The sequence below is a fragment of the Aeromonas sobria genome (genome assembly GCF_000820145.1).
Taxonomy (GTDB): Bacteria; Pseudomonadota; Gammaproteobacteria; order Enterobacterales; family Aeromonadaceae; genus Aeromonas; species Aeromonas sobria.
This window is the reverse complement of sequence record NZ_CDBW01000033.1, coordinates 14,006-34,811: the sequence shown is the minus strand read 5'-3', so window position 1 is coordinate 34,811 and position 20,806 is coordinate 14,006. Positions and strand designations below refer to the sequence as shown.

Annotated in this window: 17 protein-coding genes, 1 tRNA gene and 1 pseudogene; 4 read left to right on the top strand and 15 right to left on the bottom strand. The window is 51.8% G+C overall.

Features of this window, described 5'->3' with window-relative positions; all coding sequences use genetic code 11:
- The first annotated feature begins 167 nt into the window (after positions 1–167).
- Together BN1135_RS15355 and BN1135_RS15350 are read left to right on the top strand one after the other, a co-directional pair.
- Positions 168–1,376 (top strand): tyrosine-type recombinase/integrase, encoded by a 1,209-nt coding sequence (locus tag BN1135_RS15355; protein ID WP_042022626.1) that lies wholly within the window; start codon positions 168–170, stop codon positions 1,374–1,376.
- A gap of 162 nt (positions 1,377–1,538) precedes the next feature.
- A complete protein-coding gene (locus BN1135_RS15350; protein ID WP_042022624.1) occupies positions 1,539–2,315 on the top strand; it encodes a substrate-binding domain-containing protein in 777 nt (258 codons plus the stop codon).
- A 175-nt stretch (positions 2,316–2,490) separates the two neighbouring features.
- Here BN1135_RS15350 and BN1135_RS22205 read toward each other — a convergent pair whose 3' ends face one another.
- From BN1135_RS22205 to BN1135_RS15295, 12 genes and pseudogenes are all read right to left on the bottom strand, one after another.
- Complete coding sequence (locus BN1135_RS22205; RefSeq protein ID WP_189987092.1) at positions 2,491–2,790, bottom strand: hypothetical protein; 300 nt, start codon at positions 2,788–2,790, stop codon at positions 2,491–2,493.
- A 162-nt stretch (positions 2,791–2,952) separates the two neighbouring features.
- Positions 2,953–4,002, bottom strand: a pseudogene (locus BN1135_RS15345) (SEL1-like repeat protein); the annotation flags it as partial.
- Positions 4,003–4,211: 209 nt separating this feature from the next.
- Positions 4,212–4,643, bottom strand: a complete 432-nt coding sequence (locus tag BN1135_RS15340) for an SMI1/KNR4 family protein (protein ID WP_042022622.1) — start codon at positions 4,641–4,643, stop codon at positions 4,212–4,214.
- Positions 4,640–8,911, bottom strand: coding sequence for an HNH/ENDO VII family nuclease (locus tag BN1135_RS15335; protein ID WP_082186818.1), 4,272 nt, complete (start codon positions 8,909–8,911; stop codon positions 4,640–4,642). Before BN1135_RS15335 ends, BN1135_RS15340 begins: the two co-directional genes overlap by 4 nt.
- A gap of 132 nt (positions 8,912–9,043) precedes the next feature.
- Positions 9,044–9,451: a DUF1795 domain-containing protein gene (locus tag BN1135_RS15330; protein ID WP_042022619.1), complete on the bottom strand. Its 408-nt coding sequence runs from the start codon at positions 9,449–9,451 to the stop codon at positions 9,044–9,046.
- Positions 9,452–9,460: 9 nt separating this feature from the next.
- Positions 9,461–11,314, bottom strand: coding sequence for a type VI secretion system Vgr family protein (gene tssI, locus BN1135_RS15325; protein ID WP_042022616.1), 1,854 nt, complete (start codon positions 11,312–11,314; stop codon positions 9,461–9,463).
- A gap of 313 nt (positions 11,315–11,627) precedes the next feature.
- On the bottom strand, positions 11,628–12,146 hold the full coding sequence (gene hcp1 / locus BN1135_RS15320; RefSeq protein WP_042022613.1) for a type VI secretion system effector Hcp1: 519 nt from the start codon (positions 12,144–12,146) through the stop codon (positions 11,628–11,630).
- A 228-nt stretch (positions 12,147–12,374) separates the two neighbouring features.
- Entirely contained in the window at positions 12,375–13,175 is an 801-nt protein-coding gene (locus BN1135_RS15315) for a helix-turn-helix transcriptional regulator (protein WP_042022612.1), read from the bottom strand.
- A gap of 168 nt (positions 13,176–13,343) precedes the next feature.
- The gene (locus tag BN1135_RS15310; protein WP_042022609.1) at positions 13,344–13,724 is read right to left on the bottom strand and encodes a hypothetical protein; all 381 of its coding nucleotides are present in this window, start codon (positions 13,722–13,724) and stop codon (positions 13,344–13,346) included.
- A gap of 322 nt (positions 13,725–14,046) precedes the next feature.
- A tRNA-Thr gene (locus tag BN1135_RS15305) sits at positions 14,047–14,122 on the bottom strand.
- Between the two features lie 168 nt (positions 14,123–14,290).
- Positions 14,291–14,692, bottom strand: a complete 402-nt coding sequence (locus tag BN1135_RS15300; RefSeq protein WP_042022607.1) for an H-NS family histone-like protein — start codon at positions 14,690–14,692, stop codon at positions 14,291–14,293.
- Between the two features lie 98 nt (positions 14,693–14,790).
- Positions 14,791–15,864 (bottom strand): hypothetical protein, encoded by a 1,074-nt coding sequence (locus BN1135_RS15295; RefSeq protein ID WP_139245248.1) that lies wholly within the window; start codon positions 15,862–15,864, stop codon positions 14,791–14,793.
- A gap of 491 nt (positions 15,865–16,355) precedes the next feature.
- Between BN1135_RS15295 and BN1135_RS15290 the strand changes: the two genes are divergently transcribed.
- On the top strand, positions 16,356–16,559 hold the full coding sequence (locus tag BN1135_RS15290) for a helix-turn-helix transcriptional regulator (RefSeq protein ID WP_024945106.1): 204 nt from the start codon (positions 16,356–16,358) through the stop codon (positions 16,557–16,559).
- Between the two features lie 374 nt (positions 16,560–16,933).
- Entirely contained in the window at positions 16,934–17,908 is a 975-nt protein-coding gene (locus BN1135_RS15285; protein ID WP_223290145.1) for a YagK/YfjJ domain-containing protein, read from the top strand.
- 459 nt (positions 17,909–18,367) lie between these two features.
- On the opposite strand, the gene BN1135_RS22670 is transcribed toward BN1135_RS15285, so the two are convergent.
- The 3 genes from BN1135_RS22670 to BN1135_RS15275 form a co-directional block, all read right to left on the bottom strand.
- Positions 18,368–18,742, bottom strand: a complete 375-nt coding sequence (locus tag BN1135_RS22670) for a ubiquitination-like system serine protease family protein (protein WP_237753739.1) — start codon at positions 18,740–18,742, stop codon at positions 18,368–18,370.
- A 77-nt stretch (positions 18,743–18,819) separates the two neighbouring features.
- Positions 18,820–20,001 carry a ThiF family adenylyltransferase gene (locus BN1135_RS15280; protein WP_034165690.1) on the bottom strand — a complete coding sequence of 394 codons (1,182 nt, stop codon included), beginning with the start codon at positions 19,999–20,001 and terminating at the stop codon, positions 18,820–18,822.
- Positions 19,976–20,725 carry a multiubiquitin domain-containing protein gene (locus BN1135_RS15275; protein ID WP_042022594.1) on the bottom strand — a complete coding sequence of 250 codons (750 nt, stop codon included), beginning with the start codon at positions 20,723–20,725 and terminating at the stop codon, positions 19,976–19,978. The genes BN1135_RS15280 and BN1135_RS15275 overlap by 26 nt, the downstream gene beginning before the upstream one ends.
- Positions 20,726–20,806: the final 81 nt, after the last annotated feature.

The window sequence follows — 20,806 nt, the reverse complement described above, 5'->3', positions numbered from 1 at the left end:
GACGACCGCTATAAACAAGTCCGACACACGCCAAGCAAGCTCATTATACTAATCAAAATCATGCGCTTACATTAAAACCCAGTTCATCCCTGTCCAATCACACTTAACCATAGCCAACGTAAACTGGCATACTGCGTGGCACACTATGCTTTTATCAAGGATCTGTTATGGCACTCCTCTCTGATGCAAAAGCGCGTAGCATCAAACCCGACGATAAGCCGATACCACATGGAGGGATCTCCGGTCTCACTCTGCATCCATCCACCACAAAAGGTCGTGGGAAATGGGTATTTCGCTATGTCAGCCCTGTTACCGGCAAGCGCCGTAACGCTGGGCTCGGTATCTATCCTGAAATCTCGATTGCCGATGCGGGCAACCAGGCTCGCCTGATGCGTGAGCAACTGGCCAAGGGGCTGGACCCCTTGGAAGTAAAGAAAGAAGAAGCCAGTAAGCCTGCGATACCCACAGTGGAAATTGCGGCTCGTCAGGTGCACGAGCAGTTGTTACCCGGCTGGCGTAACCCCAAGCATGGGAAGCAATGGATCTCAACCCTAGAGCAATACGCCTTCCCGATCATTGGTCGGCAGCCTATCAACGCCATCACCCCGGCACATATCGCCAGTGTACTACAGCCTATCTGGCTGAAGATCCCGGAAACCGCCACCCGCGTGAAGCAGCGGTTACACGCCGTGATGGCTTGGGCGTGGGCGCATGGCTTCTGCCAAGCAAACCCTGTCGATGTCGTGGATAAGCTTCTGCCACTACAGCCCAGTAAAGCAATTCGCACCCAGCACCAACCAGCGATGGATTGGCGGATACTGCCAGCGTTCTACCAACAGCACTTGGCGAATGCAGAGCGCTTTGATGTCAGCCGAGCCCTACTGTCGTTCGTGATCCTGACCGGCTGCCGCTCTGGTGAAGCGAGAAGCATGCGCTGGGAAGAACTCGACCTAGATGCTGCAATCTGGACCATTCCGGCTGATAGGATGAAGACCCAAGTCATTCACCGCATTCCGTTATCTCTTCAGGCTATGGCTGTATTGGAGAAAGTGCGAGGGCTACATGGTGAATGGGTTTTTCCTTCCCCACGTAAACAAGTGCCACTGACGGATATGGCGCTGACCACCTTGCTCAGAAGAGTCGAGGCCCAGAGCACGACGCCTGAACGGCTGGCCACGGCTCATGGCTTTCGCTCGACGTTCCGGGACTGGTGCAGCGAACAAGGCTATCCCAGAGACTTGGCTGAGCGAGCACTCGCGCATCTCATCCAGAACAAGGTGGAAGCGGCTTATCACCGCACCGATCTGCTGGATCAGCGCCGTCCAATGATGGATGCCTGGGCTGAGTTTGTTGTTGGAGAACAACCGATCCAATAAGAGAAGCGGCCCTGGTAGGCCGCTTCTCTCTATGTTTTTTTAGCCATTGATGACATCTTGCCAAACCACAAGGGACAGAAAAAATTCATTCTCCCTGAAATTAATCCTAGATTAATACGGTCTTGTTATCCTTGAACATTCACAACAATACAAGGAAAAAAAATGAAACTGACCGTCAACCCTCTGGTAGCAGCAATTTTGTTCAGTCTACCGAGTTTTTCTGTGTTAGCCGATGTGAATCTGTATGGACCAGGTGGTCCGCATACCGCACTGATTAAGGTTGCCGAAGCGTTTCAAGCAGAGACAGGTGTTAAAGTGAATGTACACTTTGGCCCTCAGGCAAGCTGGAATGACAAAGCAAAAGAAAACGCCGATATCCTATTTGGAGCATCAGAACAATCTGCTCTGGCAATTGCCACTGGTCATGCTGACAATTTTGATATTCATAGCATCACACCGCTCTACTTACGTCCGGCAATCATCCTAGTTAAAAATGGGAACCCGAAAAATATCAAAGGCTTAACTGACCTAACAAAACCAGGAGTAGGTATTGTTGTTCCGGATGGTGCAGGGGTCAGTAATACATCAGGCACCGGTGTTTGGGAAGATATGATTGGCCGCACCGGGGATATCAATCTCGTCGCTAATTTCAGAAAAAATATAGTACTGTTCACTCCCAATAGCGGCGGAGCTAGAAAGGCTTTCTTGGAAGACCCGAAGGTTGATGCCTGGGTAACTTGGGCTGATTGGGCCAAGAGCAACCCTGATTTTGGTGATGTCGTAGGAATTGAGAATAACTTGGTCGTTTACCGAGATGTCAATATCGTATTGAAGCGAACGCCAAGTGAAGATAGCCTGAAATTTGCTAATTATCTAAAGGGCGAAACATCAAAAAATATTTTTCAGCAATTCGGCTGGTCTGACAAGATAAAACTTTAATAAACAAAAGATATCTGACGTATAAAAAAGGGGGCGACTCACTATTTAAAGTGATATGCTCAACCTAACAATAACAGAGTATCATTAAGCAAGAATGAAGCGGCCATCTGGCCGCTTCATTCTGAGATGTTTTATAACTTGTCACTTTATCGAACCAATAACAAATAAATATTAATTAGCACCTTTGCTCGCCAAAGTGATACATATGGCAATAAAAAAGAAATGGACAACATATAAATTGTAAAGCCGAAATCTCTATAACTTTCATTACAGCGCTTAGTATTAATTCTGGATAACCATCCTTCGCTGATGAAAATAAAAAACCGTAATAAACATGCACTTTTCGCATAAATAAACATATGCTTGCAATAGCACCATAAAATGCAATTATCATCAAGCCCCAAGCCATAAACACATGAATGCCAGAGAGGTCCCTTGCTATGGCAATCTTTGCAAACACAAGAAGAACGTGCATGGAGTAATATTCCTAATGAAATTAAGAAATCCTACATACCTCCCCCCAAAAATATGATTGATACTTCACGCTTTCACCATCACACTGCTCAATTAAAAGTTAAAGAAAAAATAATATTCATTATATCCTACCCCCCTTCTTTCTCGCATTATCGTTAACAGATTAGAGTTTACCAAACCAGTGCTCCGACAGCTTCTGAGCCTGTTTGACTTCCGGCTTTGTCATTGCTGCTTCCAGCTCGTCACGGGCCTGTACAGCCTCTGTCATCCCTTCTGTCGCCGCCAGTGACAACCAAGCATAGGCGTGTACCCGGTTACGAGGAGCCCCCAGGCCTTCCTCTCGCAGTGTTCCCATTCGGGATTGGGCCATGCGGTCACCTTGCTGGGCCGCCAAGCGATACTGCTTAAGAGCTTGTGCATAATCCACTTTGCCACCTTGTCCCTGGCGCAGCATTTCACCGTAGGTGTACTGCGCGAGAATGTGTCCTTGTTGGGCAGCCTTGGCATAACTAGCTCTGGCCTGCTCCAGTTCACCTTGCTTATGCTGTAGCTCCGCCAGCTCGAACCAAGCTTTGGTCACGCCACCGTCAGCTGCTTTCTCTACCCAGTAGACCCGCAGCTCCCGATCCACCTGCTGCAAGCTCAGTTGGTACTCTGCTTCGTGGGAACCGTGTCCGGCTGCCAGCTCCAGCCAGTAACGACCCAAAGCGGGGTCTGTAGGAACTTGTTCCCCTGCCAGATAAGCCATCCCTAGCCAGAGCTCTGCATCAGCAGAAGCCGTATTGGCAGCGCGCTGATAGGTAGCGAGAGCATTGGTGGGGGTGGCCTGTTTCGCTTGCTGTAGCAAAGCATCAGGTTGCTGCTGAGCAGCCGCTTTGTCATTCCAGCGTTGGGCGAGATCTGGTCGTTTGACTACCCCTTTACCTTGCGCATATCGCTCACCCAACAGGTACTGGGCATCACGGTTACCCAGTTCTGCGGACCGCTCAAGCCACTTGATGGCGTCCGTATCTGCCCCCGGTTGTTTGCTGTACCACCGGGCTAGGATCAACTGAGCTTCGGTATGATCCCGCTTGGCAGCTTGCTCGAACCAGTCAAGACATTCGCTCGCCGGTTTGCCCTGATGCTGCTCTTGGCACATCAGCCCCAGCCGATAGCTGGCATGGGTGTTGCCAAGGCGAGCCGAGCGCTGCCACCACTGTGTAGCGAGCGCCGTTGTGGTCGTGGCAGGGGTGGTAGGATAGGCATCAACTCAGTCCTTTGGGTGTGGCTTGTTTTGTTTGGCGACTAATGAGATCGCACAAACTGGACTGAGCTCCCTTCCTCCAGTGATCTACTATTCGGAACAGCTATTTAGCTTTTGGGTCTGAGCAACAGAGAATAGTAAGCTGGAAGGTTCTTTGAAACACTTCCGGATTTTGCTTAAACGTATGACATTACTCTTTTGTAAAGATACTCAATAAAGTCACTTGCATATAAATCTTCTTTATGCCCAATAGAAACGAATACTTTATTAGGATGTTCGACTTTTAAATAAAACTCCTCACCAAAATCGGTGTTGGATAAAACAATCTTCCCAATAGATATATTGTTTTCAGAAATCATATTCTGATAAACCAAGTCGCCACCAACTGCTTCATCAAACGGCAAGCAGTAAATGCTATATATTTCCTCCCCACATATATCACCGCCACCAAACTGACTTAAAAACCACTTGTATTCTTCTGGCAATATCACACCAAGAGCTTGCTCTGCCTTGTTAATCCACTCAGATGTCGGCGCATCATCTGAGGTACCGAAATTAACAAGACCTTCATTATTTTTCAGGAAACATATTAATTCATTTTTGTTCATTGAAATTCACTCGCTCTATTTACCCAATATTTTTCTCGCCAAGAGTTAAACTCTGTTCTATTGATGCCTGACGGGGTTGTGTTGGGATTAATATGAATTATACCATGATAACTCTTATGGTATGTTTGGCTTATCTCCGCAATAGGTCCATTTTGTGCTTGCAACATATGGTGTAAGTTTACAGCTTTCCCATCATAGCCAACCGGTGCTCTGCCTGTAGCCATCCTATCCATATTCGTGCCTTTAAAAACCTTCCCCTTATCACGCCAAGCAGTCATTTGATTAGGATCAAACAAATCACTACGTTGATAAACCTTATTCCCTTTAAATTGTACAGGATCATTTTTCCAATAACCTCTCGCAGTCGGACACCCCGCCAACCCGAACGGATCAACCCAATTTACCGGATTAGGCACATAGCCGTAGTTATTCTCCCCACCCAGTATCCCTATCGGGTCGGGGGAGATATAACAGGCACCTTGCGGGTCGTAGTACCGAAAACGGTTATAGCAGAGTCCACTCTCGTCGTCACGCAGTTGGCCCGCAAATGCCAGACCGGGGTCACGGTTATCAGCATGGTTGCTTAACCGCTGGCCCCACAGACTGGTTTTTGTTGGTTGCCAGTGCAGCTCCCCTTGCCGGTTATAAAACCCCAGCAGTTCGCCGTTTTGCTGGCTGACGACAAAGTCGGTCTGCCAACTTTCAGCAGCGACTTGCAGGCCTTGTTCGATGTAGGCCGTTGGTGCATACGCTTGGAGGCCAGGTTGCGCTTGTATCTCTTGACGCTGCTGCACCAGCAATTCCCAGCCACGCCAGACCCAGTGGCGGCGCAGTTGCAGTGTGCCTTGCTTGAAATGACGGACCTCGGCTATCTGGTCGCCATCCCACAGGTAACCCACCTCTTCGCCACTCTGCTCACAGCGTTTGCTGATGCGCCGACCAAACGGGTCGTAGCGATAAAACCAGTTAGAGCCTTCGGGGGTGGTGACCACCCTCAACTGGTTACGACTGTCCCAGCGGTAGTGCCACTGTTCGGGCCGAAAGCCCGGACGCAGCTGACGTTTGCCGATAAGCCTGCCCGCTTTGTCATAGTCGTAGTGGGTGTCACCCCGCTGGCTGACCCGCCCTTGTTGCCATTGGGTATGCTCGCCGTCGGTTAATGGCAACCCCTGACGGGTGTAGCTAAATTGCGCCTCCCGCTGGCGACCGGCGTTGGGAAGCCTGCTGAGGGTCTCCAGCACCCGACCACAGGCATCGAGCCGATAGCCCTGCGCCTCGCGCCCGCGCCGTTCACCAATCAGGTTGCCAGCACGGTCATAACCGTACTCGCGGGTGAGCCCCGCCAGCAAGCGTCCCTCTTGCAGTTGACCGCTTTGGGCGCGAGTGAGCTGGCCCAGAGCGTCATACTCTTGCTTCAGACCAAAAGCACCGCCCTGGCGCTGTGCCTCCCGACCAGCCAGGTCGTGCCCCAGGGTCAGCTCGGCCCCATCTGGCAAGCCAACACGGGTCAATTCGCCGACGTTGTTGACGGTAAAGGTGGTGGTCAGTGGGGCTGGTTCGTCTTCCTTATTCTCTTGGTGCGTCTCAGGCCAGCTCAGGGTTCGGGTCAGGGTGCGGGCCTGCTCGTCATAGGTACGGCTAATGGTGGCGCCGTTTTGCTCTTCACGTACCACCCGGTCGCGGGTGTCATATTCAAAGCGCAGGTGGCTGGTGTTGGATGACACTTCCAGCAATCTGCCTGCCCCGTCGTAGTGATAATGAATGGTGTCATCGTCACTGGTTTCGCGTAGCAGCAAACCCCGGCCATCAAACAGGAAGTGACGAGCCTGACCTTCGCCATTGCGGACTTCGATGCAGTGACCATCTTCGTCATAGCGGTAGTGGGTGAGGGTGCCCGCCATGTCTTGCTCACGGACCACCCGGCCATCATTATCGAGCCACCACTCCCACATCTGCTGGTCTGGCCCGGTGACCTTTATCAGCTGCTGGGTATCGCTGTCGTATTGATAGCGCCAACTACGGCCACTGGCATCGGTGCGCTCAAGGAGCAGGTCAAAGGCACCGAAGCGTTGGCGCCAGTGCTGACCATTACCATCGACATAGTCGGTCAGGTTTTTGTGGCGATCGTAACGGCGTTGCTCTTCTACCTCATCGGGCCGTTTGAGCTGCTCTGGCAGTTGCCAGCTGGGGCGGCGATAGCCTAACTGATAGCGAGCGCCGTCGGCCCGTTGCCACTGGGCAATCCGGTCCTGGCCATCATAGCGCCACTGCTCGGTGCGCCCCTCGGCATCGGTCTGGCTGAGCAGGCGCTGGCGGTGGTCATACTGCAGGCGCGTTTGCACCTTGCCACTTTGGTCACTCACCGCCGTCAGCAGTCCATAACGGTTCCAGCCAAAATGCACTTCGCTGGCATCCGGCCCCGTCAGTTTGTCCGGATTACCCGTTTCATCGAAACGCCACTGCCAGCTGCGCCCGAGCGGGTCAGCGACGGCGCACAACCGCTGCTGGTCATCATACTCGTAGTGCCACGCGTGACCGCTCCCGTCGACAAAGCGGGTAACCAGCCCGGTGTCATCCAGGTATTCAAACTCGACCACCCGTCCGGCCGGAGAAATCTCCCGCAACAGGTTACCGAATTCGTCGTAGTCAAAGCGGGTCACATGGCCGAGGGGGGAGCGGATTGCGCTCACCAGGTCGAGCTCATTAAGCTCATACTCGTGGCGACCCATCCCGTCGGTCATCACCACCTTGCCAGGCTGATAGTCAAAGCGGGCGGTGAGCATACCATCAGCACAGGTGGTGTAAATACAGCGCCCTTGCGCGTCATATTCATAACGCGCCCAGGTCTGGTCGTTATCATGCCAACGCGTTAGCCGCCCCTGGCCATCGTATTCGTAAAACAGGTGGTAGTGATGGCTGGCATCCGCTTCGACTAATTGACCGGCGCGGTTTTGGGTATAGTGGGCCAAGCGCGTCTGCTGGCCGCCATCTACCCGGACAATGTGTTGCAGATAGTCATCTTGCCACGCCAGCGCCAGCTCGATGCCATCGCTGTGGCGCACCCGGCAGAGTTTGCCGGTCTGGTCGCGTACCAAGATAATGCGATTGTCATGACGGTCTGACAGCGCACCGAGCCAGTACAGACCACCCTGCTGATGGATAAAGTGACGGGTCTGCTGACTGTCTCGGTCCCACAACAAAAAACCGTGCTCAGTTCGTGTCAAGGTAAACTGGGGATAGTGCGGGCAATAGACGCAGGTCACGTCTCGATGGAAAGTGAAATCAATGTCATAGCCCTGTGCCAGGGTGATGGTCACGATGGTGTCGAGACCCTGCTGACTGACGCTGGCGACTTCACTCCAGCTGTCATGCCACCCCTTACCGAGCAGCCCCGTATGGGCGGATGCGGTGAGGTAGGTGCGCTCAAAGCGCAGCGGCAAGGTTTGCCCCAACTCGACATCCAGCCGGGATTCAATCACCTCGCCACTGGGGATATAGACGGGGTCTTTAAGAAAACCCTTGGCGGCTTCCTTGAAGCGTGCCAGTCCTTTGTTATTTTTGAACCCCTGACTCATGCAACGCAGTGAGGTGCGCTTAAATGTGCGAGCGGCCCATTTAGCACCAACCCATGCACCCCGTAATGCCCTGCGCGGATTGGCAAGCAGCTTACCCAGTCCTTTAAACATACCGCGACTGGGGGGCACGATAAATTCAACCGCAATCAGCAGGGCCTTTTCCCACCAACTGAACTCATCTGCTATCTCTGCATAAGTTCCCTGACCTGAGCCAAAGAACACGGTGGAAGCCCCCTCTTTGATGGTGGCGCCACAGGCCATCTGGTCATCTACTCGTGCTGCGGGACTGTCGTTGACAAAAACAGACTCACTGCCTTGGGCAATGATGGGTGGAACCGAATGCTTGGTGCACGCGACGGTATCAACCAGTGCACGGGAGACCGGCAACCCTTCGACAAACACATTGGCCGAACCAGTTGCGACCGGACCGAAGGACGGGGATGCACTATCAACCATGCCAGACACACTTCCTGACACCTTGGCGATAAGGTCCCCCGCGCCTATGGTGGCAGCAATGCCCAGTCCAAGCTTGGCGACCCCCACCACCAATGCCAGTCCCATTCCACCCGTCACGCCCGTCAATGCGACGGCCGCCGTTACCACTGCCGCCGCCGCTGCAAACACGGCTGCCGCGACCAGGGCACCAGCTATCGCCCCCGCCAACGCGCCCAGAAAGCTCTTGTGCTTAATCATTTTGCCAGGGGACGTAGGAGGCTTACCCTCGCCAGGCTTGGGCCTGTCAGTTGGCGGAGAGGGGCGGTTTCCCGCATGCATCGCGCCGACTCGCGCTACCCGTGTTAAGATATCGCCAAGCATGCCTCCCCCTTAGCCCGCTGCTTTAAAGGTGGCTATCACGTCAAGCAAGGCTTGTTTCTGTTCATCTTGCAGGGTACCGGCTACCGTGATGGTAAAGGTTAGCAGCAACGTGCCCCTCACCTGCATCACCACCACCTGGTGCATCGGCCCCTCCGTTGAGCGCCAGGTGTACTCGATGGCTGGGGCGGCCTGCCCATCCAGCTGCACCTCCCAACTCGCCAATTCCTGATACCCCTTGAGGTGAGCCGCAAATTGCGAAAGCGTCTGTTGATAGACTGTCTCTGGCGCTAATCCAAACTCGAACGGTGAGCGATTGACCACCAGATTGACGGTGTCTCCCGGCAATACAAACACATGGAGGGACTCATCACGCCACTGCTGTGGTATCAACAGCGCACCTTCATTCATCTGATACATGTCACATCCTTAATTCAAATCAATGCGGGTGCCGTTCAACACCAGCCCCTTGCCGGTAATGGCGATGTTGCCTTCTTTGTCGATGGCGATATAACCACCGGCTGTGGCAATGAGAATGCCCCCATCCTGCGATTGGATGGCGATATTGTTCTTCACCTGCAGCGATTCATTGTCATTGACCATAGTGCTGCGATTCTTGGTGACCGCTATCGTCTGCTCCCCTTGCACCTCGGTCACTTGGTCCAGCTTGACCGACACCGTCTGGTTACCTTGAACCGTGACAGTCTGGCTTCCTCCTATCTGCTCATCATGATTGGCATTCACAGAGGTAGAGCGATTGTTGAGCACCACCGTATTCATGTCGTGCTGAGCGTGGAGGAATACCTCTTCCTGACCCGCTTTGTCTTCAAAGCGCAGCTCGTTAAAGCCTTTGCCCTTGTGGGTGCTGCTACGCAGCGACATGCGGGTTTTATTGGCAGGCAGTCCTTCAGGAGGAAGGCTGGTCGCATGGTAAGTGCGGCCAATAACGATGGGCTGGTCGGGATCCCCCTCAAGGAACGAGACAATCACCTCATGGCCTATTCGCGGAATAGCCATCATGCCATAACCTCCCCCCGCCCAAGCCTGACCAACCCTCACCCAGCAAGAGCTGTGCTCATCACTGGCACCGTATCTGTCCCAGGGGAACTGCAGCTTTATCCGACCATATTTATCGCAATAAATCTCTTCACCAGCAGGCCCTACCACAGTAGCAATCTGCGCCCCATCCACCATAGGCTTATGGGGCATCTGCGCACGCCAGGTGGTACTGGCTTTCACCACCCCAAATTCGTTGTAGTAGACGGTCGGGCCGCTGCCACCCTCTTCTTCCAATGCTTGAGGCTGCTTGCCAGTATGGGTGACATGCACCACTTGCCAGGCAATATTGAGTGAAGGGGCAGGGTGTTCTGATAGCATGAAGCTCAGCCCCGGCATCAATCCTGCCTCTGTCGAGCGGCCATTCCCCGTCACTGCATCGGCTCGCAGTGCATCCAACCGATGTTGGGCAAACGCCTTGCCGCTCGGGTCCTGCTTGAAGCGACCCGGGTAGTCAAAATGCTGGTAGGTGTCACGTTGATGCTCCAGCTCTGCCCCCATTTTCTTGTGAGAGAGACCATAGGCTGGGGTCTTGAAGCTGTAGTCTTTGAGCTCCACATCCGAGGGGCGCACCGCTTCCTGATAATGGAACCGGCGCACAAATGCGCCCTGTTGCAACCCTTGATTGGCCAGATTAAAAAAGAGTGCAGGCCCCTCTTGCAGCGCGGCAGCATCGTCAGCAAAGACAATGCGGTGTTTGCCTGCTTCAAACTCGTGGAAGTAGAACATCCCCTCTTCTGCGACCAGGCGGTTCACAAACGCCAAATCGCTTTCACGGTATTGCACACAGTACTCCCGCTGGGCATGCTCGTTTTTCAGGGCAAAGGCGTAGTCGGTGATGCCGTGCTCTTGCAGCAAAATGGAGAGGATTTCTTCAGGCTTCTGCGCCTGGAAGATGCGGGCATTAGTACACAAGGAGAGACGCCACAGCGCAGGCTTGACCACCATGCTGTATCGAGTACGGCGAAATCCGGTATCGCCCTGAGCGAATTGCGCCACCACACCACTGACGCGACGCTGCAGTCGCCCCTCATACCACACCAGCAGCTCACAGGGCTGGTCCAGTACGGCACCAAAATCGATATCACTTTGGCGACTGGCCAACTCGAGGTGAAGCTCAAAGGGACTATTCAGCCCCTCGTCAAATTCAAAGCTCGCCACCACGAAAGTGGGCTCAGGCAACGCCCCGACGTTGACGGTAAACTGCAATCCGGTCTTATTTGCCATGAAATCCCCCTATCACCTTTCGACACTGAGTCAGACACCAGTCAAAACACCACGCTACCGCCCTCTCTGGTACACATGCGAAAACCAAAGATAAGTAAGATGACGGGTAATACACTGATTGTGTCTGCATAACAGAACACCCCTTATTGCTTTGCAATCACTCCGCTCTCAACATCAGAACAGGGGGATGGCAAAACATAAAGGCCCCAGCCTGCGGGATTCATCAGGCTGGGGAAACATCTACGTGCTACGGATACGAACCACGTGGACAAGCACTACTAGAGAACTAAAACAAAGAAAGGAAAACGAGCCGTTACGCCTCGATAGGCGCACGCCAGTCGTCAGCACCAGAGGTACCGGCAACGGTGTGCTCCCAGTCAATCTTGCGGTAGGCCAGAGAGACCTGGATAAGCTGGGTGAAGTCAGACTTCGCCGGGTCTTGGCAGTGCGGCATCTGGCAGTCGATGTCCACAATAACGGCATCGGTCAGCACAGTAGAGAAGAAGTGCTCCTGCTTGCCTTCAACAGAGGTGCGGTACCACTTCAGGTTTACCTTCGGCAGCATCTCACCGGAGGCCAGGGCGTTGTACATCAGCGGCACGGCTTTGTTCAGTGCAACAGTGAACTTGAACGGCTTGTGGACACGCTGACCAGCAGGCTGACCGGATTGCGGGTCAGTCGGTACAGTTACAACGTGTTGGAATTCTTGCACCAGCATCTCGTCTTCGTGACCCTGTACGAAGATGTTGCCGACGGAGTCAGAGGTGAAGGCACCGGCGGTGATGTTGCCCTGGGTTTTACCTTCGATGCTGATATAACATGGAGTTGGCATGGGTATGCTCCTGAATAGGTTGGTTAAACGAGATAGCACTCGACCAACCCGTAGCAGCGACCATGCCAACCATTGCAATCGTTACTTATCAATGAGTTAGTGCCGCCTGCCTTCCTCGCACGCTTAGGTTTGAGCAAGAACTCGCTCAGAATGAGCACATCGACCAGCAAAGGTTACGCAAACAGTGGATTGCACCATAAAGCGAGCGAATTGTTGCGCCAGTTAGCATTACTCACTAAGCTCACTGATATTTCCCACTAACGCAGCATCGATATTGAGCCGCACAAGCCCCTGCTTGAGCGCCCAGGATATCGCCTGGCTTTTATTGCTGGCACCCAGTTTCTCGGCAATACGCTCCAGGTGAAAGGTCACCGTTCTAGGGGTGATGCCCAGGATTTTGGCGATATCACTGACCTGCTTCCCTTCTGCCGCCCACTGGCATACCTCCAGTTCCCGCTGACTCAGCGACTCACGAGGCGCGGCACCTGACAGATAAACTCGAGCAACGGCTTCGAAAATGTGTGTCGCCAACCAGCTCAGAAATGGGATCGCGCTAAGCCATTGATGTTCCGTGCGTGGTGTCCGCGTGATAAGAGAGAGCAGCCCCAAATGACCATTAGGTCCATGCCAGGGGATGGTGATGCCATCGCGTAACCCAGCCTCTTGGGCTAGCATCATGACCTCCAATCCAGCAGCATCCTGTTGGCCGCAACACTCAGTGATGAGATTGGCCCACAGGATTGGCGTGCTATAGACCATGCCTTTACGCACGACCGGATCGACAGTCAGAAAGTCCCGTTCGTTATAAACTTGAACCCATTCAGCAGGACAGCCATTGAAGATCCGCACGTCAGGACGCTGTATCGAGCTGGGGGAAATGAACCCCAAACGAAAATGGTCAAATCCCATCTGCTGACAGAGTGAGCGGAGTAAGGTCACGATAGACTGCTCATCAGTAGCGGTACCGAACTTGGTGATCAACGTCAGTGCATCGGTGGTATTGAGGAAGTAGAGCGGAGTAATGGTCAATCATTCGGCTTAAAAGCGAGTAAACATACTAAATACTATCAACAATTAATCAGGTGACACAATATTTAATCGGTTGTTGATAAGGCCTGGAATGAGCTGCGTATTGTTCCTGCAGCCTTCCCCAAGAGCTTGGCCCTCTAGATAGACAAGCGCACGATACAAGCAGGATCAATCGTCGATGCTGCGTTGATGTCGGGCGACTAATTGACACCAAGGACGGCAGAGCAGGTCTCGCCACGTGAGGGGGGCGTTGAGCTCCCAGGAACTGGCGAGCTGCTGATGGGGTTGCTGGTGTTCGTCAAGCCAGTAGGGGAAAATCTGTAGCACCCGCAGTAGATATTGCTGCCCACCTTTGCTGGGTACTCGTTGCTCATCGAACACCACGATCCCGGACAACGCTCGAACCCTGGCAAAATCGCGTTCTATGGACCAAGACGAAACACCAAATACGTCTGCTGCTTCACGTGTGCTGATTGCTCGCGGCTGTTCGTGCAGCCAATGTGCTACTTGCAAGTAACGCGGCAAAGGTTGCTTCGGATCGATTGACATGTCATTCCGTCATTACGCTGGGTGATGGGTAGGCACATTGGACTACCCATGGAGCAATTTGTTCAGGTAATCACAGTGAATACCCAGGCTAACTACTCGTCAGCAAGGCTTGGGCTTCGTCGCGTATCGCACAATATCGCTGCGTGAGGAGGGAACGCTTTTCAACTCGCCAACCGCCATATTTCGCTAGCCAGCGTCTGGGGCGACGTGGATCCCAACTATCAATGGCTTCACGTAATCGTGCATCCAAATCGGTACGTTCTGCGTCTAAGTCTTTTATGGCTGGCATCGGGATCGGCTATGAGGAATTCGGTGATAATCGTGGTGCTGGCTACCGGAATCGAACTGGTGACCTACTGATTACAAGTCAGTTGCTCTACCTACTGAGCTAAGCCAACATCATGCGCATGCTAAAGGATGTTTTTAATAATGTCATTACAGCTGACCTCAGTCATGCGACAGAACATTACCGAATACTCCTGGTTCATAACGATGAGAGCTGGCATTAATTGGCCATGGAGCGCGTAAACAGAAAGGCCACACCGTGAGGGCATGGCCTTGTCTATTTAGATGAGGAAATCGTCCAGCTGACGACCTTGCCCGAGTTGCTCAGTCAGGAACTTGGGGGTACGGCCCTGACCGGTCCAGGTTTTCTCTACGCCATTTTCAACATAACGGTATTTCGGGGGACGCGGTGCTCGTTTCGCTTTTGCCGCAGTCGCTGCTGCTGGGGCACTGCCTACCAACTCAATCGGGTCGATACCTGCTTGAGCCAACATCGCTTGGAACTCAGCCAGCTTTTGCTGACGTTCTGCATTGGCAGCTTGCTCTTTTTCTGCCTGCTCTAAACGCTCCAGATAAATCATTTCTATTTTCTCGTGGGCTTCTTTAACTTGCTCCAAAGACAACTCACGCAGTGCAGCCCGCAGGCTGCGGATGTTCAACAGCACTTTCAGAAATTCACTCATTATAATCACCTATCTATAAATATCGAAAACGAGGATGTAATATCATCTTTAGCATTATTTATCAAATTCTGTACGGGCAATAGGGAAAGGTACTTTGGTTAGTTAGCGTAATGCTGCTGATACGCTGTTTCGATCATCTCTTCTACCACTTGATAGATCTTTCGGTTGGAATCCCTTGCTATCTGTTTAAGCATGTCTTTATGCTCATCAGATAACGGAATGCTCATAGGCTTACGATTGTTTGAATTTATTCTATGTTTCTGCACTGCACCACTTTTGCTCAAAGATGCCATTAACAGTGCCTGATCTTTGACGGAGAGCATATCGTAGAGCGTGATCAATGCATTTTTCTCTTTTTCTTCATTTTTAGAGTTTGATAAATCAACCCATGCTGGTGTATCGAAACTCAAAAATCTCTTTAACGTATAGGTCCACGCCCAGCCAGCCATATTATCATTTTTATTTAACCAATCAGCCATTTTTGATTTGTTTTTAATTTTATTCCATGCATATACAAGCGCCTCCATTTCGTCTTCTTTTCTTTCTCTAGATACATCCCACAAATCAAAGAACCGAATAATACATTCTTTTTTTGCATGACTACCGTCTACTAACGTAGGTAGCCCTAGACTCTCATAGAGATTTGATTTTAAGCCAAAGAGGTTAACCGTAGGTAGTCGCCCCCTATCCTTTTCATCAAACTCTTCATACTCATTGGTAATGGTAAGCGATTGTTTATATTCTAATGTTCCACGGCGTTCATCAGACATTCTTAAGTATGTCCAGATGAAGTCACACTGTCGTTGATTATCGGATGATATCCACTCAAAGGCGTCTGACGTTAAATTGCAGCAGTCAAAAATATCCTTCATCAAGTATTTTATTTTAAAAGGGTCTTCGAAACTAACGTCTCTTGCCTTTATATTCATATCTCTTAGCTTGTCAAACAAGATATCCATTTCTACTCGTTCGCTAAGAACATCTAATATGAATGCATCAAGTTTTTTAGCAGCAACATCAATTGCAGGCATCGATACATCTCTGTTTCGCCGCCCTCGCCACCCAGCATCATCAGCGAAAAGATCATAAAGAAACATAATTTCTCTTTCTTCTTTTTTCGTATTCCACGTCACTTCAGCCATCTCAACCTCACCACCATCGATATCTACCACGCCCTCGGGAGACACAAGCAAGCATACCTCTAAGGAGTCCCATCCATGCTTGTGCCGGTAGCAAAAGACTCTGCACCAAACCAAGCGATATGAACATTACCATGTAGATTTTAAGATGTAAACGGTCGATTTCCGATGGCTTTTGAGTTGAAATATTGGCTTTTTTCTGTTGAACTTTGGTTGATTATGTGCATGCAGGAGTGAGTGAATTATGTCCCCGCCCCCCCCCATAGGGGTCCCTCTCACCTCCTCGATGAGGGTCTGGATAACCTGCTCGGGGGCAGCCTGGCCCCTCCTCACTACCTCACCAGATGATCCATCCCAGAACAGAACAGAACGCCTAAGGAGATATAAAGCTGAAGCCATTTGGTGTGCATAGAGCTATATCTGTAAGTCTCTCGTTGATTATACCTCGAGCCTGAGTAGAGCTGTTTTTTTTCACTGACCCGCTCTTCTGATGAAACAACCCACTACATCATCAGGAGTACACCATGAACAACACCATCAAAGTCCTGCGCATCAAAGACCTCACCAACAAGATTGGCATGGCCAGGTCTACTATCTATGACTGGCTTAATCCCAAGTCTCCTCGTTATGACGAGACCTTCCCTAAACCCTTCAAGATAGGGCAGTCCTCTATTGGCTGGTTTGAGCACGATGTTGATAGCTGGCTTATTGGTAGAAGCCAGTCTTGAATGTACTTTTCCATCCCTAGTAAGCTCCATAACTTCCAGTGTTATAAATCATGCCTTGATAGGCTCATGGGTTAGGGGAATAGCCATTTCTTCTTATATATGTTTTTTGGTATTTTCGTAGGTGAGGCAGGCGTATCGCGTTTAGGTTTATTTATTATTTAATATCACTTCCATTCATTAAACATCACTACGCTATGTACAGCCACCCATATACACCCAATAACCATTACCACTATCGCGTACCATTACACCACTCCCATGTGGTGGTCATGCTACCACCAGCATAGGTAGCCAATACCATTCCACCAATCGCCCCTGTATACGAGTGTGTCTATCACACAGCGTAGGGTTACTCCTGCCTAAGCGAGGCCATCATGTTTAACTCAATCAGACTATTAGATATCCTATCCATAACAGACCTGCTCCAAAATACAACGCATCCTATTGTCAGGGCTGTTGATTCAGCCCCAGGTAAGTCACGCATCACTTGCATTGACCGTAGGCAATCAACCAAACTCGTTAATGCGTTGGATACCGTGTGTGATTATTTTTATTGTCATGAGGAGGTATCGTCAGCGCATCCAACGGTAGCGCTATTCCTAACGCATATGCGAGAGGTTTATGGATTGCACCTCATCCATGAGAGATCTCTCGATAGTGATGTCGGTGACGAATTAGCCAGGGATATCAATAACGCGCTGTATGCGTTTCTAAGAGAGTTCAAGAGTAAGGCACACCGTAAGCGCCTTAAGAACCTTGAACGCGTTGAGAACCGCAATCAGCTCAGTATAGCGACGTATGTTAATAGCCTATTCGACCAGCATGCCAAACTATTAGTCATCCGATTGGATATCGGCTATCACGAAGACTACTACGACCAGTTAAAGTTAGACCTCGTGATGGATGACCGGAATTGTTACCTTCGTCGAATACAGAACAAATACTCTGCATTGGTGGGGTATATCTGGAAACTGGAGTACGGTGTTGATAGACGTTTTCATACCCACGTTACGTTCATTTTTAATGGGGCTGTACACCAACGAGATATCTCGCTGAGTAGAGCGATAGGGGAGCTGTGGAAGGATATTACCGACAATAACGGGATCTATTACAACTGCCAGGTCAGGCGGGAGGAATATCAGAGATGGGGTACTGATGGGATTGGGATGGTGCACTACAGCGATACAGTCAAGCGTATACACCTGATTAATGCGCTGAGTTATCTGACCAAGCTGGATACGCAAATACTGGCAATATTGCCAGCCGGTCGTCGGACCTTCGGGCGTATGGAGAGACCATCACGCCAACCTCGCCTTGGCAGGCCAAGGAGAGAGGAGGAGAGTCGATAGTTTTAAGGGATATTCTGTCCTTCTTCTTGTCGTGGTCAAGTTGGTTGGTATGGAAAGGACACATTATACGCTTTAGGACGCTGGGCCTTGTCAACGGTGTGATAGATTTGATCACTTGCTGGTAGACAATGCAGAGTAGCAGGCTTACTGCTTAACCAATGTATGGTCGAACTAGGGGGCTAACACGATAGTCCTCACCTGTTTTTCTTGATCAGCCAGCTCCTGTACGAGCGCACTAACCAGTGCCTTTTCCTCGACCCGAATTTCTTCCAAGTACAGACCAGAGAATAGATACAGCGATGCTACATAAGTCTCATCGCTGTAAGCTCTTCAAGATTGGAGTGCTCCCATATCGGTTCAAGCAGAGGATGAAATTCACCGGCTAATCCGAATCAATGTTAAACGATACCCCTTGGCACTTTCGAAACTGATTGTAAGCTTATCGCTCTAAATCTACAGTCAGCGTTGAAGCCATGCTTTAAGTCGAGCCCAGATACTAATTGACTGGGCAGGAGAACACTGTTCTCGGGGAGGAATAGCATTCGACAACTCAGTACATGATTCATTCAAGACACGGTAATGTGCTGCTTTGGCTTTTTTGTCGCGTAAGCGTTCCGCCTCTATCTGGCCTTGCGACCAAGGTCCCGACTCTAAAACACGTCCTCGCTGAATGATGTAATGCGACCGACATTTCTGATTCCAGTTGCCTACGGAGGGCTGGAGCGAGATGGACTCTCCATCGAACGTCATTCGCCAGTCGGTCGGGGTGAATGGGGTCACCACGCGGTCCCCGCAACCGCAGCAGCATGAGTGCACTGCGGTTGCATAGTCCATCGAGATATACAAGATGCCTGGCTCCAGCTCGCGTGGAACATTTCGCACAAAACGATGTTCCAGAGTCTGATAGCGAATCATGTTTGATCTCCGTTGAGCAGCATGCTCCCATCGGTCGTGTACGTGCTGTGATGCTCGCTCTCTAGGTCGCGATAGAATCCGCAGAGCTTTTTCCACTTCACGACTGCGAGACAAGCATTCAAGGCGTTAAGGTCGGCCACTTGGATATTGGATGCGTACACGTCCTGACCTCCGCCACCAGCGAAAGAAATTCGCCCTGCGTGGACATGCTCGCGTTTCGCCGGCGTGCTCGTTGTCACCCGCAGAATGCCGCCCAAGCTACCGTTGCTAAGTTCAAGCCCCATCCCGACGTCGATGAATGGCACACCAAGTGCTTCGAGTTTCGCCACCACGGCCCGCTTTTCCTCACCCGCGTCCATGCTGATGAACGCAAATGTGATGCCGTCAAGCAGCCCCAGCGTCTCCGTTTTCATCTTCACGGGGTGAGCCACGATCCCGCGATGCATCCGTTCATAGATGCCCTTCAGGTAGTGCACCTTTTTGGGGGCGTCCCGCAACTCCTCGAGCGATGGAGCCCCGGGCGCGCGGAACGCGTTGTGGGAAAGAAAATCGTCATCGTCGAAGATCCGGATTTCCCTCACCGGCGTTTTCGCGACCAGATCGAGGATGTACCCACCGGTACCACCAGCGCCGAGGATGCCCACCACCTCACCTTCCAGCTTGCTAGATAGCGCGCCTAGGCCTACCCGGCTGGATGCTGTATCGAGATAGTTGAAGACGCTGGGCTCATTCTCATCGTCAGCACCACGGATCAGCCGTGGGCTGACTCCGGGCTGCAGGACGGCCGCAGGGCCGGCCAAGATGGTCGCGTAGGTAGCCATCTTAGTGTAATAGTCCGGGTAGCCATCCGGATTGGGTTTACTGGAAAAGCTGTGCCTTGCGGTGAGCCCGTAACCGAGGTCGGTGTTGGGCGACGCATGGGAAATGCCTGGCAAGGGCGTTCCATTCGCGCTGCAGGGGAAGTCGCCGTCCCAGTGGATTACGTGTGTCTCTGGTTTGCGCGTCCGATCCCCAGCCAAGTCAAGGTTGGACACCAGCGTGCCGGTACGCACACGACATTGAGCGTCGACATAGGGCACTTCCAGCATGACTAGGAGACTCCCCTGAATGCGAACGAAGTAGCCCTCCGTACGCAACCGGGCCAGATCGGCATTAAGACTGAACAGTGCGTGTGACATTGAAAATTGTCCCCTGTTTTTTGACTTCAACGGAGCCACCCTCAGCGAGTTCACCAGCATGGGGGTGCGAGGCAGCATTGCGGTATGTCATTGAGAACTTGACGTTGGTCTCTGCCGGCGCGTTTGGATGGGACAACTTGACCACCTGCTCGAAGGTGACATGCTTGTCCGGCACAATCTCCTCGACAGCATTGACCACGATGACGTAGCCCTTTTGCGGCTTGAGGGCGGTGATAAACCGCTCAATGCCAGGGCTGTCGAGATTGATCCTGTCATCCGGCTCGATGAGGATGTCTTCGCCGCCCCGTACTTCCAGGAAGATGGCCTCTTCGGGCGAGGCGTCGGCTAGGTCATACAAAACGCTGCCCAACAGCTCCGGGTGACCCCAGGCCATCTGGCGATCGTTCAAGGAGAACTTGAAGGTTCGGTCGGACTTGAATGCAATGAAGCGCTCAGCCCCCTTGCCTCGCAGATCCACTGTCTCGTCGAGACGGACGTCCTCAAAATCGCCCGAGGTGAGAAGTGCGTAGAGTAGATAGTCGCTTCGGCGATCGAGCCCCGCGCTGTCCAAGATTTGCCGACCGGTGGGTACCGGGTCAGGCACGTCGATGTTGCGGAAGGTCAGTCCTTCCAAGCCGAAGCGGATGCGATAGGCGCCGGCCTCTCGCAGTGGACGATCCTCACGGATCGCGTCACCAACGTCGTCAAACGGATAGTTTTTCATATGGTCCTCTAAAGTGTTGCGACAGAGTTTGTTCTGCCTTCAACTCTCTAATCGGACCCAGTGACTGCCGCCGGTAAACTT

What these genes read in the sequence shown, in the direction of transcription:
- hcp1 (WP_042022613.1), bottom strand. Translation starts at nt 12,146, where the DNA reads ATGCCAACTCCATGTTATATCAGCATCGAAGGTAAAACCCAGGGCAAC.
- tssI (WP_042022616.1), bottom strand. Translation starts at nt 11,314, where the DNA reads ATGGCAAATAAGACCGGATTGCAGTTTACCGTCAACGTCGGGGCGTTG.
- BN1135_RS15290 (WP_024945106.1), top strand. Translation starts at nt 16,356, where the DNA reads ATGAACAACACCATCAAAGTCCTGCGCATCAAAGACCTCACCAACAAG.
- BN1135_RS15355 (WP_042022626.1), top strand. Translation starts at nt 168, where the DNA reads ATGGCACTCCTCTCTGATGCAAAAGCGCGTAGCATCAAACCCGACGAT.
- BN1135_RS22670 (WP_237753739.1), bottom strand. Translation starts at nt 18,742, where the DNA reads ATGGACTATGCAACCGCAGTGCACTCATGCTGCTGCGGTTGCGGGGAC.
- BN1135_RS15285 (WP_223290145.1), top strand. Translation starts at nt 16,934, where the DNA reads ATGTTTAACTCAATCAGACTATTAGATATCCTATCCATAACAGACCTG.
- BN1135_RS15330 (WP_042022619.1), bottom strand. Translation starts at nt 9,451, where the DNA reads ATGTATCAGATGAATGAAGGTGCGCTGTTGATACCACAGCAGTGGCGT.
- BN1135_RS15310 (WP_042022609.1), bottom strand. Translation starts at nt 13,724, where the DNA reads ATGTCAATCGATCCGAAGCAACCTTTGCCGCGTTACTTGCAAGTAGCA.
- BN1135_RS15300 (WP_042022607.1), bottom strand. Translation starts at nt 14,692, where the DNA reads ATGAGTGAATTTCTGAAAGTGCTGTTGAACATCCGCAGCCTGCGGGCT.
- BN1135_RS15340 (WP_042022622.1), bottom strand. Translation starts at nt 4,643, where the DNA reads ATGAACAAAAATGAATTAATATGTTTCCTGAAAAATAATGAAGGTCTT.
- BN1135_RS15275 (WP_042022594.1), bottom strand. Translation starts at nt 20,725, where the DNA reads ATGAAAAACTATCCGTTTGACGACGTTGGTGACGCGATCCGTGAGGAT.
- BN1135_RS22205 (WP_189987092.1), bottom strand. Translation starts at nt 2,790, where the DNA reads ATGCACGTTCTTCTTGTGTTTGCAAAGATTGCCATAGCAAGGGACCTC.
- BN1135_RS15335 (WP_082186818.1), bottom strand. Translation starts at nt 8,911, where the DNA reads ATGATTAAGCACAAGAGCTTTCTGGGCGCGTTGGCGGGGGCGATAGCT.
- BN1135_RS15280 (WP_034165690.1), bottom strand. Translation starts at nt 20,001, where the DNA reads ATGTCACACGCACTGTTCAGTCTTAATGCCGATCTGGCCCGGTTGCGT.
- BN1135_RS15350 (WP_042022624.1), top strand. Translation starts at nt 1,539, where the DNA reads ATGAAACTGACCGTCAACCCTCTGGTAGCAGCAATTTTGTTCAGTCTA.